Here is a 17349-nt window from a genome sequence, read left to right on the forward strand (position 1 = left end):
ATTGTGTTAGCAGAAGTAAAAAACTTAACCAAAACATATAAACAGCATCAAGCAGTGAAAGGCATTTCCTTTCAAATTGAAAAAGGGCAATGTGTCGCTCTCCTCGGTCCCAATGGCGCAGGAAAGACGACCTCCCTCCAAATGCTCGCGGGACTCCTCACACCAACTTCCGGCACGATTCAATTTCCGGAGCATTCAAAAAAGGACTATCGTGAGCTGATCGGCTTCCTGCCGCAACATCCTTCCTTCTTTACCTGGATGACGCCCAAGGAGTTTCTACAATTTGCCGGCAAGCTTTCACATTTGCCTAAAAAACAATTAGCGGCAAAAATTGACGAAGTATTGGAGTTTGTCAGTCTTACAGATGTGAAAAATAAAAAGATCGGCGGCTTCTCCGGTGGGATGAAACAGCGCCTCGGATTGGCGCAGGCTCTCCTGCATGACCCCGAGCTTCTCATTCTCGACGAACCGGTATCAGCACTTGATCCTAACGGGCGACGTGATGTACTAAGAATTTTGGAAGAATTGAAAAGCAAAATGACCATCCTGTTCTCCACCCATGTCCTGCACGATGCCGAGCAGGTTTGCGATAGCGTCATCATGCTTAAAGATGGGGAAATCAAATGGAACGGCAGTCTGGCTTCTTTAAAGGAGAATCACTCCACTTCCGCCATCCAGATCAAAACAGCGGAATCACTTGAGCAGACCTTTACTGGCATCCCAAACCTGACCCATATCGACTATCAAGATACCCATACTGCGACCCTTTACTATGAAGAAACAGCCTTCAGCACCCATCATCTTTTAAGCAGATTAGTAGAAAATAGAATGACCCTTTTACATTTTGAAAAACTACAAGATTCCCTAGAGGATGCGTATATGAAGGTGATGAACTCATGAGAAATTTCCTGACCTTATTACAAAAAGAACTGACAGAAAGCCTGCGTAACGGAAAATGGATCTGGCTTCCGATCGCCATTATCCTGATCGGCATCAGCCAGCCGATCACTACCTATTACATGCCACAAATCCTGGAATCAGCCGGCAACCTACCGGAAGGGGCTGTCATAGAAATACCAACTCCTTCAGGAGAAGAAGTTCTGGCATCCACCTTAGGCCAGTTCGGAACAATCGGGACACTATTATTCGTCCTCGGATCCATGAGCGCAATATCCATGGAGCGCCAAAACAGCTCCCTTACACTTGTGATGGTCCGTCCGGTCAGCCCTTTCCAATACATCGCAAGCAAATGGGCTGCCCAGCTGATTATTGCGCTGGTCTCATTCATCGCCAGCTATGTACTTGTCTGGTATTATACGAATCTATTATTCAATCCTGTCGATTGGAAACTCATGCTCTCCAGTCTCGGCATATACAGCCTATGGATTCTATTTATCATATCAGTCACCACACTTGGAGGAACCTTACTTAAAGCATCCAGCGGAATCGCCGGAATCAGCATCAGCCTTCTAGCCGTCCTATCCGTTTCATCCGGACTGTTCACCAGATTTATGGAATGGAGTCCGACAAACCTCAGGAGCCATGCGTCCGGTGTCCTCATGAATGGCGAGCTATTGGACAATGGTCTGATCGTGATTATCACAACAGTTGGATTGTCGTTATTATTCGTTTTGTTTGCCACTTTTAATTTCAAGCGATTCGAACAGTTCTAAAAAAGGGAGGTTGCTTAGTTGGCAACCACCCTTTTTTGATTTTCTATCCGACTTATGTAATCTTCAATTTCCCGTTTATTTTTCAGTACAATGATGGTTTTCCCTTTTCCATATTGACGGAATCGCTCTCTCATCTTTTTTTTACGAGCGTAATAGGTGCTATAAATGAATTTTATGAACGTCCATTCCATCTTTTCCTCGCAGCCATCCCCCATGTCGGGCCTTGTCTTGCCCAGGTTTGTCAGCCACCGCTTAATCACCCGGTACAAGCATGTATACAGTGGAATTTCCAGGTATATCATCGTATCCGCATGCTTCGCCCTGATATCAAATGTACCGGTGTAGTTCCCTTCGATGATCCATTCCTGCTTGTGGTTCACTATCTCCTGCTGTGCTTGTGCAAATTCCTCAATACTTGCCTCCACCCAATTCGGCTTCCAAAAAAGTCGATCCAGATGATGCACCTCAATCCCCAATGCCTCACCCAATCTCCTCGCAAATGTAGACTTCCCAGCACCAGCAGATACCCCAATGACCATAATCCGTTTAATGGAAATCCCCCCCTTTGTTGTAGATTATTAGTATAGCTTAATAGTTGTGATGGTGTCACACCCCACTCGCCAATACCTAGTAACTTTTTCTCCTCGGTCACGGTATGAATCACTCCTTTTCTTACCGTCTACCTCCACTTTTTCTCTCTGATACGGTACGAATCACTCCTTTTCTTACCGTCATTCTCCCTTTTTCTACTCCGTCACGGCACGAATCACCCCTTTTCGTACCGTCACCCTCCACTTTTCCTCTCTGATACGGTACGAATCACTCCTTTTCTTACCGTCACCCTTACTTTTCCTCCTCTGACTACACCAGTGCCAGGCCCCTCCCTCCACCACCCAACCTCTTTCTCCCCAAAACAAAAAAGAGGGGCCTGGCACTAATAAGTACCATCCCCCCACACAACAAATCCAAAGAACAAAACAAAACACAAAAAAAGACCAGCGCCTCATCAGCACTGATCTTCCCTCTAAATTTGCCTGGCAACGTCCTACTCTCACAGGGGGACAGCCCCCAACTACCATCGGCGCTGAAGAGCTTAACTTCCGTGTTCGGTATGGGAACGGGTGTGGCCTCTTCGCCATCATTACCAGACATATTCAATTGAAGGATGTTCCTTCAAAACTAGATAACGTATTTTCTTACCAAGATTCACAAGTGCCGTTCATTGTTTTTTGGGTTAAGTCCTCGATCGATTAGTATTCGTCAGCTCCACATGTCGCCATGCTTCCACCTCGAACCTATCTACCTGATCATCTTTCAGGGATCTTACTTGCTAGAAGCAAAAGGAAATCTCATCTTGAGGGGGGCTTCATGCTTAGATGCTTTCAGCACTTATCCCGTCCGCACGTAGCTACCCAGCTATGCCTTTGGCAAGACAACTGGTACACCAGCGGTGCGTCCATCCCGGTCCTCTCGTACTAAGGACAGCTCCTCTCAAATTTCCTGCGCCCACGACGGATAGGGACCGAACTGTCTCACGACGTTCTGAACCCAGCTCGCGTACCGCTTTAATGGGCGAACAGCCCAACCCTTGGGACCGACTACAGCCCCAGGATGCGATGAGCCGACATCGAGGTGCCAAACCTCCCCGTCGATGTGGACTCTTGGGGGAGATAAGCCTGTTATCCCCGGGGTAGCTTTTATCCGTTGAGCGATGGCCCTTCCATGCGGAACCACCGGATCACTAAGCCCGACTTTCGTCCCTGCTCGACTTGTAGGTCTCGCAGTCAAGCTCCCTTGTGCCTTTACACTCTGCGAATGATTTCCAACCATTCTGAGGGAACCTTTGGGCGCCTCCGTTACTCTTTAGGAGGCGACCGCCCCAGTCAAACTGCCCACCTGACACTGTCTCCCAGCCCGATAAGGGCTGCGGGTTAGAATTTCAATACAGCCAGGGTAGTATCCCACCGACGCCTCCACCGAAGCTAGCGCTCCGGCTTCTCAGGCTCCTACCTATCCTGTACAAGCTGTACCAAAATTCAATATCAGGCTACAGTAAAGCTCCACGGGGTCTTTCCGTCCTGTCGCGGGTAACCTGCATCTTCACAGGTACTATAATTTCACCGAGTCTCTGGTTGAGACAGTGCCCAGATCGTTACGCCTTTCGTGCGGGTCGGAACTTACCCGACAAGGAATTTCGCTACCTTAGGACCGTTATAGTTACGGCCGCCGTTTACTGGGGCTTCGGTTCAAAGCTTCGCTTGCGCTAACCTCTCCCCTTAACCTTCCAGCACCGGGCAGGCGTCAGCCCCTATACTTCGCCTTACGGCTTCGCAGAGACCTGTGTTTTTGCTAAACAGTCGCCTGGGCCTATTCACTGCGGCTCTCTCGGGCTTTAACACCCTAACAGAGCACCCCTTCTCCCGAAGTTACGGGGTCATTTTGCCGAGTTCCTTAACCAGAGTTCTCTCGCTCACCTTAGGATTCTCTCCTCGCCTACCTGTGTCGGTTTGCGGTACGGGCACCATACTCCTCGCTAGAGGCTTTTCTTGGCAGTGTGAAATCAGGAACTTCGGTACTATATTTCCCTCGCTGTCACAGCTCAGCCTTAATGAGAAGCGGATTTGCCTACTTCTCAGCCTTGCTGCTTAGACGCACATATCCAACAGTGCGCTTACCCTATCCTTCTGCGTCCCCCCATTGCTCAAACGGAGTGGAGGTGGTACAGGAATATCAACCTGTTATCCATCGCCTACGCCTTTCGGCCTCGGCTTAGGTCCCGACTAACCCTGAGCGGACGAGCCTTCCTCAGGAAACCTTAGGCATTCGGTGGAAGGGATTCTCACCCTTCTTTCGCTACTCATACCGGCATTCTCACTTCTAAGCGCTCCACCAGTCCTTCCGGTCTAGCTTCAACGCCCTTAGAACGCTCTCCTACCACTGTTCGTAAGAACAGTCCGCAGCTTCGGTGATACGTTTAGCCCCGGTACATTTTCGGCGCAGAGTCACTCGACCAGTGAGCTATTACGCACTCTTTAAATGGTGGCTGCTTCTAAGCCAACATCCTGGTTGTCTAAGCAACTCCACATCCTTTTCCACTTAACGTATACTTTGGGACCTTAGCTGGCGGTCTGGGCTGTTTCCCTCTTGACTACGGATCTTATCACTCGCAGTCTGACTCCCATAGATAAGTCTTTGGCATTCGGAGTTTGACTGAATTCGGTAATCCGATGAGGACCCCTAGTCCAATCAGTGCTCTACCTCCAAGACTCTAACATATGAGGCTAGCCCTAAAGCTATTTCGGAGAGAACCAGCTATCTCCAGGTTCGATTGGCATTTCACCCCTACCCACACCTCATCCGCTCACTTTTCAACGTGAGTCGGTTCGGGCCTCCATTCAGTGTTACCTGAACTTCACCCTGGACATGGGTAGATCACCTGGTTTCGGGTCTACGACCACGTACTCATTCGCCCTATTCAGACTCGCTTTCGCTACGGCTCCATCTCATCGACTTAACCTTGCACGGGATCGTAACTCGCCGGTTCATTCTACAAAAGGCACGCTATCACCCATTAACGGGCTCTAACTACTTGTAGGCACACGGTTTCAGGATCTATTTCACTCCCCTTCCGGGGTGCTTTTCACCTTTCCCTCACGGTACTGGTTCACTATCGGTCACTAGGGAGTATTTAGCCTTGGGAGATGGTCCTCCCTGCTTCCGACGGGATTTCTCGTGTCCCGCCGTACTCAGGATCCACTCAGGAGGGAACGAAGTTTCAACTACAGGGTTTTTACCTTCTATGACGGACCTTTCCAGATCGCTTCATTTACCCCGTTCCTTTGTAACTCCATGTTGAGTGTCCTACAACCCCAAGAGGCAAGCCTCTTGGTTTGGGCTAATTCCGTTTCGCTCGCCGCTACTCAGGAAATCGCGTTTGCTTTCTCTTCCTCCGGGTACTAAGATGTTTCAGTTCCCCGGGTCTGCCTTCAGTACCCTATGTATTCAGGTAAAGATACTGCTCCATTACGAGCAGTGGGTTTCCCCATTCGGAAATCTCCGGATCAAAGCTTACTTACAGCTCCCCGAAGCATATCGGTGTTAGTCCCGTCCTTCATCGGCTCCTAGTGCCAAGGCATCCACCGTGCGCCCTTAATAACTTAACCGTTGACAAACTAATTGTCATGTTTTTTCGATATCAGCGATGATATCTTAAAAGAAAATTACTAAGATGAACGATACTTGTGAATGTATCTTGATATTACTTAACGTTATCTAGTTTTCAAGGAACATGGCTACTGATTTGCATCACTTCATGCGATGCTTCAGAGCGTTACTTCATGCTGCCATGCGCTGAGGAATCCAACTTCTTGAATTCACTTGCAGACGCAAGCGCATATTTTTTTGAGAGAATGCTCTCTCAAAACTAAACAAAACAAACAGCGTCATATTCCTTAGAAAGGAGGTGATCCAGCCGCACCTTCCGATACGGCTACCTTGTTACGACTTCACCCCAATCATCTGTCCCACCTTAGGCGGCTGGCTCCAAAAGGTTACCCCACCGACTTCGGGTGTTACAAACTCTCGTGGTGTGACGGGCGGTGTGTACAAGGCCCGGGAACGTATTCACCGCGGCATGCTGATCCGCGATTACTAGCGATTCCGGCTTCATGCAGGCGAGTTGCAGCCTGCAATCCGAACTGAGAACGGTTTTATGGGATTGGCTCGACCTCGCGGTTTTGCTGCCCTTTGTACCGTCCATTGTAGCACGTGTGTAGCCCAGGTCATAAGGGGCATGATGATTTGACGTCATCCCCACCTTCCTCCGGTTTGTCACCGGCAGTCACCTTAGAGTGCCCAACCTAATGCTGGCAACTAAGATCAAGGGTTGCGCTCGTTGCGGGACTTAACCCAACATCTCACGACACGAGCTGACGACAACCATGCACCACCTGTCACTCTGTCCCCCGAAGGGGAAAGCCCTATCTCTAGGGTTGTCAGAGGATGTCAAGACCTGGTAAGGTTCTTCGCGTTGCTTCGAATTAAACCACATGCTCCACCGCTTGTGCGGGCCCCCGTCAATTCCTTTGAGTTTCAGTCTTGCGACCGTACTCCCCAGGCGGAGTGCTTAATGCGTTAGCTGCAGCACTAAAGGGCGGAAACCCTCTAACACTTAGCACTCATCGTTTACGGCGTGGACTACCAGGGTATCTAATCCTGTTTGCTCCCCACGCTTTCGCGCCTCAGTGTCAGTTACAGACCAGAAAGTCGCCTTCGCCACTGGTGTTCCTCCAAATCTCTACGCATTTCACCGCTACACTTGGAATTCCACTTTCCTCTTCTGCACTCAAGTTCCCCAGTTTCCAATGACCCTCCACGGTTGAGCCGTGGGCTTTCACATCAGACTTAAGAAACCACCTGCGCGCGCTTTACGCCCAATAATTCCGGATAACGCTTGCCACCTACGTATTACCGCGGCTGCTGGCACGTAGTTAGCCGTGGCTTTCTGGTTAGGTACCGTCAAGGTGCGAGCAGTTACTCTCGCACTTGTTCTTCCCTAACAACAGAGCTTTACGACCCGAAGGCCTTCATCACTCACGCGGCGTTGCTCCATCAGACTTTCGTCCATTGTGGAAGATTCCCTACTGCTGCCTCCCGTAGGAGTCTGGGCCGTGTCTCAGTCCCAGTGTGGCCGATCACCCTCTCAGGTCGGCTACGCATCGTCGCCTTGGTGAGCCGTTACCTCACCAACTAGCTAATGCGCCGCGGGCCCATCCTTAAGTGATAGCCGAAACCATCTTTCAATAAGGAACCAGGAGGTTCCTTATATTATCCGGTATTAGCTCCGGTTTCCCGAAGTTATCCCAGTCTCAAGGGCAGGTTGCCCACGTGTTACTCACCCGTCCGCCGCTGACTTACAAAAGCAAGCTTTTGTAAGTCCGCTCGACTTGCATGTATTAGGCACGCCGCCAGCGTTCATCCTGAGCCAGGATCAAACTCTCCAATAAAGAGTTTGAGCTTATGCTCAAATGTTGACTAGCTTATGTTTCTTTTTCGTTCTTTGTTAATCCCTATAAGATTAACGTGGACGCTGTTGTTTTGTTTAGTTTTCAAAGATCATTTTCGCTTCTGTAGCTTGCCGCTCCGTGGCGACTTAATTACTATACCATGTTAACCTTTCAAGGTCAACACTTTTTTTAAAAAACTTCTTTGTTGCTGTGTTCTTTCGAAAAGTAATTTCGTGTTTTGCAGCAACGAATATTAATATACCATCTAACATATAAACCCGTCAACTGTTTTTCTAAAATAATATTTCCGCATTTAATTCCTTCTATACTACTAATCTATCCTCCCCCCCTCGAATGTTGTTTCTTCTATACTATTGTCTTTACCGTTCCCACCACCTACTAAACGTCATTACCCAATTAATCCTCAGAAGTTTTTTCCATCTATCTAACTACATATTGAAAACCCCCGCTCCATTAAGGAGCAGGGGTCAGAATCTAGTAATCTATTCAACTAAAAACACAAAGTATAAGATGAAGATGACGAACAGTCCGTACATGACAGGGTGAATCTCTTTTGCTCTACCCTTCATGATCATCGTGATCGGGTAGAAGATGAAGCCTGCCGCAATACCTGTTGCGATACTATACGATAACGGCATGACGATGATTGTCAGGAATGCCGGTACAGCGATTTCGAAATTGTCCCATTTGATTTTGCCAAGCGCAGATACCATAAGCACACCTACGATGATAAGCGCTGGTGCTGTTACCGGTTCAGTGATGACGGATAACAACGGGAAGAACCAAAGAGACAAAATGAAAAGTAAAGCTGTAACAACGGATGCGAAACCTGTACGCCCACCAGCAGCCACCCCGGCAGATGATTCGATATAAGACGTTGTAGTAGATGTTCCAAGAATTGCACCTGCTACTGTTGCAGTTGAATCTGCGAATAAAGCCTTCCCTGCTCTAGGAAGCTTGTTATCTTTCATAAGTCCAGCTTGATTGGCTACTGCTACAAGCGTACCTGCAGTATCAAAGAAGTCTACAAATAGGAATGTCAGAATGACTACCAGCATTTCAATAGTAAAGATGTCACCAAGGTGAGCAAAAGCAGCACCGAATGTCGGATCCAGGCTTGGTGGTAGTGCGCTTACGACATTAGCAGGCGTATCGATGAGACCGAACATCATCCCAACCGCTGCTGTAATAACGATACCGAAGAAAATCCCGCCTTTGAAGCCGCGAACCATAAGAACTACTGTCACGATCAACCCAAAGATTGCAAGAAGTGTATTTCCAGCTGTTAGATCACCCAGTCCAACTAGAACTGCGTCGTCCCCTACAATCACACCTGCATTTTGGAAGCCGATGAAGGTGATGAACAATCCGATACCCGCTCCCACTGCATATTTTAATTCTGCAGGGATGGAGTTGATGATTTTTTCACGTAGACCTGTAAGTGTCAAAGCGATGAAGATTAATCCTGAAACCAGTACCCCTGCCAAAGCAGTCTGCCAAGGAATACCCATTGTAAGAACTACTGTATAACCGAAGAACGCGTTAAGACCCATACCTGGTGCTAGTGCGATAGGATACTTGGCATATAGTCCCATGACTAGGCAACCAATAGCTGCTGATAATGCCGTCGCTGTGAAGACCGCTCCCTGATCCATTCTTAATGCATCCGGATAGTCCCCTACACTTGCCAAGGAAAGCATAAGCGGATTGACGATCAGGATATAGGCCATTGCAAGGAATGTTGTCAAACCTGCAATGGATTCTGTTTTATAGCTTGTTCCGAATTTTTCAAACTCAAAGTATTTCTTCATATGAATCCTCCTCGAATGTGTGAAGCAGATGATCGTATAAATAAGAAAACGCCCCTGGATACCAGGGGCGTTGACAGACGAGGATAGGGAAATGCATACGGCTTCTCCATTTAAGAGCAGTCATACACCATTCCATACACCTCGTAGTCAAGCCGTTTACGGTAGCCTGGTAGAAACTTTTGGGCCATATTCCCAAATTTATACGAGATTTGAACTATATAAGATATGATTTCTGCTCTTATTTTACCAAGCAACCAGTAGCTCGTCAATACAAAATACGAACATTTTCGACAATAATTTAATATTTATTCGTTTTTTACACATAAAAAAGCTGACTGGCATGAATCCAGTCAGCTTTTCTACCTATTCCCACTCAATCGTTGCAGGTGGCTTGCTTGTAATGTCATACACGACGCGGTTGATATGATCCACTTCGTTTACGATACGTGTAGAGATAATTTCTAACACATCCCATGGTATACGTGCCCAGTCAGAAGTCATTCCGTCGATGGAAGTAACGGCGCGGATCCCGATTGTGTAGTCATACGTACGCTGATCTCCCATTACTCCTACACTGCGGATATCAGGTAATACCGTGAAGTATTGCCAGATATCACGGTCAAGGCCCGCTTTCTTGATTTCTTCACGTAGAATATGGTCGGATTCGCGAACGATTTCAAGCTTTTCATCGGAGATTTCCCCAAGAACACGGATTCCAAGGCCTGGACCTGGGAATGGTTGACGCCATACGATCTCATCCGGAATACCCATTTCTGTTCCCAGTGCACGAACCTCATCCTTGAACAATGTGTTCAACGGTTCGATCAACTGGAACTGCATGTCCTCAGGAAGACCGCCTACGTTGTGGTGGGATTTGATTGTTTGTGCTGTTGCCGTACCACTCTCGATAATATCTGTATAGAGTGTTCCTTGTGCTAGATAATCGATGCCTTCGAGTTTGGACGCTTCATCATCAAATACGTAAATGAATTCGTTACCGATGATTTTACGTTTTTGCTCTGGGTCGGAAACACCTTTTAGTTTATTTAAGAAACGGTCTTTCGCATCAACCTTGATCACATTCATATGGAAGCCTTCGCTGAATGTTTTCATTACCTGCTCGGCTTCATTTTTACGAAGCAGACCATGGTCAACGAAAATACACGTTAACTGATCACCGATTGCTTTGTGGATCAGAACCGCTACTACAGAAGAGTCTACACCGCCGCTAAGTGCGCATAGTACTTTCTTGTCGCCGACGATGTCACGGATTTTTTGCATTTCAATTTCAAGGAAGTTCTCGATGGTCCAGCTATCTGTGCAGCCACAAACGTTGTAGACGAAGTTTTTCAATAGGTCATTTCCGTACACAGAGTGACGTACTTCCGGATGGAATTGAACACCGTACATTTTTTTCTCTTCATTACTGATGCCGGCAATCGGGCATGATGGACTTGTTAAGTCTGTCACGAAGCCTTCAGGTGCTCCTACTACAAGATCCCCGTGGCTCATCCACACAACCTGCTGATCAGGAAGCTCGCTGTATAACGCAGATTGGTTCGTAACAGTAGCAAGCGCTTTGCCGTACTCACGGTGACTTGCTTTTTCCACCACTCCGCCAAAATGCATTGTCATTAATTGCATGCCGTAGCAGATCCCCAGAACAGGAATGCCTAGCTCAAAGATTTCCTCATCACAACGGAAAGAACCTTCTCCGTACACACTGTTCGGTCCACCTGAAAGAATGATTCCTTTCGGGTTCATCTTTTTGATTTCTTCCGCTGTAATCGTATGCGGGTGCAGTTCACTGTAAACACCGAACTCACGGATACGACGAGTTATTAACTGATTATATTGACTTCCGAAGTCTAAAACGACGACCATCTGTTGAATACCTTCCAACCCAATTCACCTCATAATAGAATATTTATTTCGGAGCACGGCTTTCCGCTTATTTTGACCGTAAAAAGGAAAGATATGCCTGAAAAACACAAAAAAACCAGAATTTCCCCCTCATATATACATAAGAAGGCAGAATCCTAGTTTACTAGAAATAAACTGCCTTCATAGTCGGGTAGTTAACGGCAACCCGGTAGAGACTCTCGAACCATATTATCGAGGATATATGAAGCCAATACTTATTTGATTAAATTTGTCCTTATTCTATCAATGTGTTTCTAGGAGGTCAAGATGATGCCTTTTTAATTAAATTTTCCCATAATTCCACCGATTTCTCCCATTCTTCCCGAGATGAGTTTCCACGGTATAGCACTCGTTCGTAGTGGGACGTCAGGCTCTGCATATCGCTGCTCCGGTAGAAATTATCGATATACTTAGCGTACTCCCTTAAAGTCTGCCCATCCTCCCGCACTAGTCCGATGGAATGGAATTGCTTTAATAAGGTGTTGTACGCTTTGCCGAAGGCCTGCTCATCTCTGCGACCCTTGTACCGTGCAATATAAAAATAAGGCTTCCATTTGTTTCTTGTGAAGTAGAGAATGCAGAATAATAAAATCGCTGCACCAAGAGTGATGAGCACCGGTTTCCATGTAAGCTCAAAATCAAAAGTTGTACCTGCTCCTTTCGAAGAACCCCCACCTTCATCAATGTCCTCTTGGCCTGGTTCCGGTCTTTGTGTTTCAGGCTTTTCTGGTGTTTCAGGCAGTTCCGGGGTCTGTTCTTCTCCATTTTCGCCTGCTGCGTTACGGTCTACCGCTTCATACACGAAGCTGTAGGGATTACTGAAGCCGCTTGTCGGTTCATAGGTGACCCATCCAACCTCCGGATAGTAGACCTCCACCCATGAGTGCGCATTGTTATTGGTTACTTCGAGCACTCTGTTGGCACTGTTAACGGCTTGGGCTCCTTGGACTGTTTCCCCTTCCGTGTATCCCTTCACCCATCTTGCAGGAATATCGACTGCACGCAGTAAAGCGATCATGGAAGTGGAGAAGTTGTCGCAGTATCCCATCTGTGTTTCAAAAAGAAATTGATCGACATAATCCTGGTCCCCTGTTGGAACCGCTACATCTGTTGTTTCATAAGTAAAATCATTGTTTCTGAAATAGCGTTCGACCGCCTGGACTTTATCGTGTCTTGTGGAGTAGGAATCCGTGATGTCGACAGCAAGTTCCCTTACCCGCTCCGGCAAGCTTTCCGGCAATTGTGTATAGCGCTCGACGAATTCCTCCTCACTTTCCATTCCGGTTCCAGGAACGGCATTTTTCAATGATTCGATGTAATATCGAGGGAAATTGTAGTTAACCTGATATTCTTCCAATCGGATCGATTCCTCTTCCAAGTCGCTTGTGGTTATCTTTTCTGTGATCGGGTTTATTTTATACAACGCTTCTTCCTCGGCTTCCACTCCGGTAAAGCCGAGTGGATAGTTGATATGGGGATAGGTTTTTTCCATCATGATCGTTGCGGTCAGGGGTCTCTTTTCCACCCCTTCGGCAATCCATTCTACTGTGGTGTTCTCTCCGCCATCAAGTGGTACCGGATCTGCCTCTGTTGCATCCCAGCCCTTACCTGTATAGATATCCTTCGTCTCTACCCGCCAGTAGTGCTTTTGTGTGACCTCTGCCTGGAATACCACCGTGTCATCCGGAACGAACGGCCCTCCGAGACGCGAATCATTTTCTCCATAGCCGATTTTTTTGACTCCGCCTGAACCGTTGCCGCTATCCTTGTTGAAAGATGTAAGAAACGGTACCGGATCCGGCCATATTGGAGCCGCTTTAGGCGACAAGTACCCGACTGTTGCAGAAAGTAGAACAAACACGGTAAGGGGAATTCCCCATGCAAGCAGCATTTTACCTGATTTGTAGATTCCCTCTTTCTCCTTCAGGCGCTCCATATGGACGAATCCCACGATGAGCAGGCCGACAATCATCAGGCGAACAATCGCCGTGTTCCCCTCGTACACCGTAAAGGTATCAAGTATGGCCACATATGTGACCGTGAACACCACAAACAGGAGCATCTGCTTGCGATAAAGAATCCAGTAGATCACCAAATAGCTTACAAGCCATAATAAAATAAATAGGAGCAGGCTTCGAAACAGGCCGGTCATGGAAGTCCAATCACCTGCCCATATGATATCGAAGTTAAAGGTCAGATCCTGCCATAAAAAGGAGAGCCATTCCCTGCTCAGGAACACGCCATCCATGTACAGGACATGAAGAAAATACATCATAAAGCCCATCTGGACGATGATGCTCAAAATGGGAATGATCTGTAGAAAGGACAGGGCAAACGCCACCGTCAGGAACACGATGAATACATAGAGATTGGCAGTGTCTGTCACTTTCTCCAATGGAAGCACCCACTCAAGCAACAGGATGAAGCCAAATACATGCATAAGGAAAGCATACACATTTCTTTGATATGGATTGGCTGTGGCCACCTTAACTCACCTCACTTATTGTCTCGGTTGAATGACCAGCGTTACTAACCTTCACTTGAATATTTCTTCGTTTTAAGAGATTCATATATGAATGCTCTTCCTTCGTCAACCTTGCCCCTTCATCCTTGGTGATGACCACCTGCAGATGAATGTGGCGATGTGATAATTTTTCGAGGCTTTCCACGGTTTCCTTTGTCAATTTACCTGTAAGGAATAGAAAGGTCACCGTTGGCTGGAACTTTCCGATCTCCATTTCTATCACTTTTGCGAAGCTGCGTTTGCTGTTAGGCTGCACCTTTGCCAGGTGATAGTAGATTTGCGAAAACTGCTCCTCCCCGCTTCGCAACGGGAAAACGGAATGATCTTCCCCGACGGAAACGAGACCTATCTGGGATCCATATTTCAATACCGCTTTTGTCAGCGTCGCGGTATAACTGACTGCCGCTTCAAAGGATGAGTCCTGCGATCGATCCAGCAGGAGCACCACATCATGGCTTTGCTGCTGCTCAAACTCCTTTGTCATAATGTCATTCTTTCTGGCTGTCGCCTTCCAGTCTATCCAGGAAAAGCGGTCGCCCGGCTGGTATTCCCGGACGCCCACTGTCATCGAAGTATCGCGGATCAATCTCATATTGGAAGAAGTCGAACCTTGATCAAATTTGTTTTCATTCTGTTTGTAGACCATTTCCGAATAGTGTGGGTAGACCAGGAATTTCCTTTTCTTTTCGATCAGTCTTTCCTTTTCCATCAGCCCAAGGAAATCCCCGGTCTTGAAGCGTATCGCCGATAGAGCGTGCTCCCCGCGGGGAATGCGATCCAGTGCATACTGAAACGTGATGGTGTTTTTGAACCAAGGGAAAATGATTCTTTTCGCCTGCTTGGTCTGCTGGCTGAACAGGAGATTGCTTGGAAGCACTTCCTCCACCAATAAATAGGTGAGCGGAAAAGGAATGGTCCGCTTTAACGTAATGGTTCCGACCAGCCTGTCCCCTGCCTTGTACTGTTCCTGATTCAAGCTTCTCTCCACCTTGAAATCGGCAAGCGGATAAAGCAGCACCAATAAGGAATAGAGGGCAAATGGCAAAAAGCTGAAAAATAGGAACCAGCTGACAAAGCCCCCTTGGAACATGGCATATACAAACGTGATAATGACCAGAAATAGGAAGGAAATTAATTTTGAAACCTTTTTGGCTTTTTGGAAAAATGATCTCATTAGCGGCTCATCGACCTTTGTACAGGGATTGGTGTCCGATCAATCACTTTTTTGACTACCTGTTCCGCTGTCATTCCTTCAAATTTCGCTTCCGATTTCAGGATAATACGGTGTGGCAATACGTATTTAGCCAAATATTGCACATCATCCGGCAGGACATAATCCCTGCCATGTATAAAGGCATAAGCCTGCGCCGCTTTCATGAGCGCAACGGAACCACGCGGGCTCGCACCGAGATAAACCGATTGATGGGTTCTCGTGCGATTCACAAGGTCAACAATATACTCCTTTACCGTGACATCCACGTGGACCTCTTTTACTTGCTTCTGCATTTCCTGGAGCTCTTCCAACGTAATCACCGATTGCAGTTCATTGATTGGCTGGCGTTTTTCTGTGGTATGTAAAATCTGCACCTCTTCTTCCGGAGTCGGGTAGCCCATATTCATCTTAAAGAGAAAACGGTCCAATTGCGCTTCCGGCAGAGGATATGTTCCTTCATATTCAATCGGGTTCTGGGTTGCCATGACAAAGAATGGGCTGCCCAATGAGAGCGTATTGCCATCCACCGTCACACTTGCTTCCTCCATCCCCTCGAGCAGGGCCGCTTGTGTTTTCGGTGAGGTCCGGTTGATCTCGTCCGCCAATACGATATTCCCCATTATCGGACCGGGACGGAACTCAAAGCGCAGTTCCTTCGGGTTGTAGATGGAACTCCCCGTTACATCCGATGGCAAAAGGTCCGGAGTGAACTGAATACGTTTGAATTCCGCGCCAACAGACTTTGCCAACGAGCGCACCATCAATGTTTTTCCGACACCAGGCACATCCTCCAACAGGACGTGTCCTCCTGCCAAAAGTGCTACGATGCTTAATTCTGCAACATGTTCTTTCCCGATCATGACGTTTCCGATATTATCCAAGATGCGTTTGACTTGTAACTGAGAAGTTTCCATTGACAATGTACCCCCTAGAGAATCTATGTTTTTATCATTTTTCCGTAATGACTCTTAACCTTCATACTATTCGCTTGGAACTGGCTAAATTCCTTTTTTAGGTAATATATATAATTTCACAATATTCCCTATTTATAGAATAACAAAAAAAATAGATTAATAGGTAGTAATCACTCTTTTAAAAAAGGTTTCTAAACTTTTGTGTAGAATACTACAAGGAGCGTATTCACATGTGCGGTTAGTGTTCATTAATAAAGAGGTAGATACTGGGATATAGGCGTAATTGGTGGGATTGTTTTCTTTTTTGCGTTATACTGTACTTTAGAAGTTTCTTTATTTTTGGAAAAATTAACCCTGTTTGAAAGAAAAATTTTAAGGAATAAAGATATGATGCTTTGTTCTTAGAGGAATGACATGATGGGGATAAAGAAAAGCCAGCTGGAATTAGCAAGCAGTATCGGAAGAATATTAAGGGATCACTTCGGAAAAGGTCCGGAATCCATTTTCGTAACCATTTCGAGGCCGTATATTACCATTTATTTACGTAATTTTTTGACTCCCATGGAACAAGCATTAATAAATGAAAAGCATGAATTGACTGTAGAAGAGACACGGGATAAGCTCATGCAAAGACTGGCGCCTGAATTGAAGGAACTGATAAAAAATGTGTCCGGTATGGAGATAAACGAATTCTATTATGATTGGACTTTAGCAAATGCTTCAGGCATATTCGTAGGGATCGGCGCGGAAGATGCATTTCCACCTGATTATTCCTACCCGGAAAGCATCAAAGTGGAATTGGAAGTCTCCAATGTAAGCAAAATTGCCGAAAAAGCACCAAATCAAATTTTTTCCCATCAATTAAACTCTCGAACTCTTATCGTTATCCGAAAAGGGATACTGGTTGAAATCGAGAAGATGCTCATTGAACTGGGTTTTGAAGAACCATTGACAATTTCAAAAAGAAAGCTTGAAAAAGGTCTTCTCTATAAAAGAAAAGAACTGTTCGAAGAGTATCTAGATGTACAAATTGATGACATATTTGTAAACTGGGATTTCAATCTGGATAAAAGCACGATCGTATTTATTTTAAATCCTAACAATAGGCAGTAATGATCTAGGCATGGAACTAGACATAAGCCAAAGAGAAGGTGGAAACCGACCTTCTTTTTGGCCTTTTTTATTAGCGGATGTTTTTGCATATATTGTTGCATTTGACGAGAAGAGCCTCATTAGCTGATATTGCTTATAGCCAAAGGAAATTT

The 17349-nt window shown here is 46.5% G+C and carries 9 protein-coding genes, 3 rRNA genes and 2 riboswitches; of the genes, 3 read left to right on the forward strand and 9 right to left on the reverse strand.

Translation table 11 applies throughout. The annotated features are described in order from the left end of the window. Positions 1-3 precede the first annotated feature (3 nt). Together ABN702_RS18520 and ABN702_RS18525 are read left to right on the forward strand one after the other, a co-directional pair. Positions 4-900, forward strand: coding sequence for an ABC transporter ATP-binding protein (locus ABN702_RS18520; RefSeq protein WP_417898213.1), 897 nt, complete (start codon positions 4-6; stop codon positions 898-900). Beyond that, entirely contained in the window at positions 897-1673 is a 777-nt protein-coding gene (locus ABN702_RS18525) for an ABC transporter permease (RefSeq protein ID WP_417898214.1), read from the forward strand. The genes ABN702_RS18520 and ABN702_RS18525 overlap by 4 nt, the downstream gene beginning before the upstream one ends. 14 nt (positions 1674-1687) lie before the next feature. On the opposite strand, the gene ABN702_RS18530 is transcribed toward ABN702_RS18525, so the two are convergent. The 9 genes from ABN702_RS18530 to ABN702_RS18570 form a co-directional block, all read right to left on the reverse strand. After that, positions 1688-2224, reverse strand: a complete 537-nt coding sequence (locus ABN702_RS18530) for a topology modulation protein (RefSeq protein WP_417900968.1) — start codon at positions 2222-2224, stop codon at positions 1688-1690. A gap of 481 nt (positions 2225-2705) precedes the next feature. After that, positions 2706-2822, reverse strand: a 5S ribosomal RNA gene (gene rrf / locus ABN702_RS18535). An 81-nt stretch (positions 2823-2903) separates the two neighbouring features. Further along, positions 2904-5836: ribosomal RNA gene (locus ABN702_RS18540) — 23S ribosomal RNA — on the reverse strand. Between the two features lie 292 nt (positions 5837-6128). Beyond that, a 16S ribosomal RNA gene (locus tag ABN702_RS18545) occupies positions 6129-7678 on the reverse strand. The 16S, 23S and 5S rRNA genes sit together here, the layout of an rRNA operon. Before the next feature lie 503 nt (positions 7679-8181). Beyond that, on the reverse strand, positions 8182-9510 hold the full coding sequence (locus ABN702_RS18550) for an NCS2 family permease (RefSeq protein WP_417898215.1): 1329 nt from the start codon (positions 9508-9510) through the stop codon (positions 8182-8184). 124 nt (positions 9511-9634) lie between these two features. Beyond that, positions 9635-9736: riboswitch (purine riboswitch) on the reverse strand. Positions 9737-9873: 137 nt separating this feature from the next. Then, positions 9874-11394 (reverse strand): glutamine-hydrolyzing GMP synthase, encoded by a 1521-nt coding sequence (gene guaA / locus ABN702_RS18555; protein WP_417900969.1) that lies wholly within the window; start codon positions 11392-11394, stop codon positions 9874-9876. Between the two features lie 163 nt (positions 11395-11557). After that, a riboswitch (purine riboswitch) is annotated at positions 11558-11659 on the reverse strand. 36 nt (positions 11660-11695) lie between these two features. After that, positions 11696-13918: a transglutaminase TgpA family protein gene (locus ABN702_RS18560; protein ID WP_417898216.1), complete on the reverse strand. Its 2223-nt coding sequence runs from the start codon at positions 13916-13918 to the stop codon at positions 11696-11698. Position 13919: 1 nt separating this feature from the next. Further along, complete coding sequence (locus ABN702_RS18565; protein WP_417898217.1) at positions 13920-15131, reverse strand: DUF58 domain-containing protein; 1212 nt, start codon at positions 15129-15131, stop codon at positions 13920-13922. Then, positions 15131-16084: an AAA family ATPase gene (locus ABN702_RS18570; protein ID WP_386645972.1), complete on the reverse strand. Its 954-nt coding sequence runs from the start codon at positions 16082-16084 to the stop codon at positions 15131-15133. The genes ABN702_RS18565 and ABN702_RS18570 overlap by 1 nt, the downstream gene beginning before the upstream one ends. 414 nt (positions 16085-16498) lie before the next feature. Between ABN702_RS18570 and ABN702_RS18575 the strand changes: the two genes are divergently transcribed. Then, positions 16499-17197 (forward strand): Na-translocating system protein MpsC family protein, encoded by a 699-nt coding sequence (locus tag ABN702_RS18575; RefSeq protein ID WP_417898218.1) that lies wholly within the window; start codon positions 16499-16501, stop codon positions 17195-17197. Positions 17198-17349: the final 152 nt, after the last annotated feature.

The organism is Bacillus haimaensis (genome assembly GCF_048270625.1).
Lineage (GTDB): Bacteria > Bacillota > Bacilli > Bacillales > Bacillaceae_I > Sutcliffiella_A > Sutcliffiella_A haimaensis.

Coding starts and splice junctions, on each gene's coding strand:
- ABN702_RS18525 (WP_417898214.1), top strand. CDS start 897: ATGAGAAATTTCCTGACCTTATTACAAAAAGAACTGACAGAAAGCCTG.
- ABN702_RS18565 (WP_417898217.1), bottom strand. CDS start 15,131: ATGAGATCATTTTTCCAAAAAGCCAAAAAGGTTTCAAAATTAATTTCC.
- ABN702_RS18575 (WP_417898218.1), top strand. CDS start 16,499: ATGATGGGGATAAAGAAAAGCCAGCTGGAATTAGCAAGCAGTATCGGA.
- ABN702_RS18550 (WP_417898215.1), bottom strand. CDS start 9,510: ATGAAGAAATACTTTGAGTTTGAAAAATTCGGAACAAGCTATAAAACA.
- guaA (WP_417900969.1), bottom strand. CDS start 11,394: ATGGTCGTCGTTTTAGACTTCGGAAGTCAATATAATCAGTTAATAACT.
- ABN702_RS18570 (WP_386645972.1), bottom strand. CDS start 16,084: ATGGAAACTTCTCAGTTACAAGTCAAACGCATCTTGGATAATATCGGA.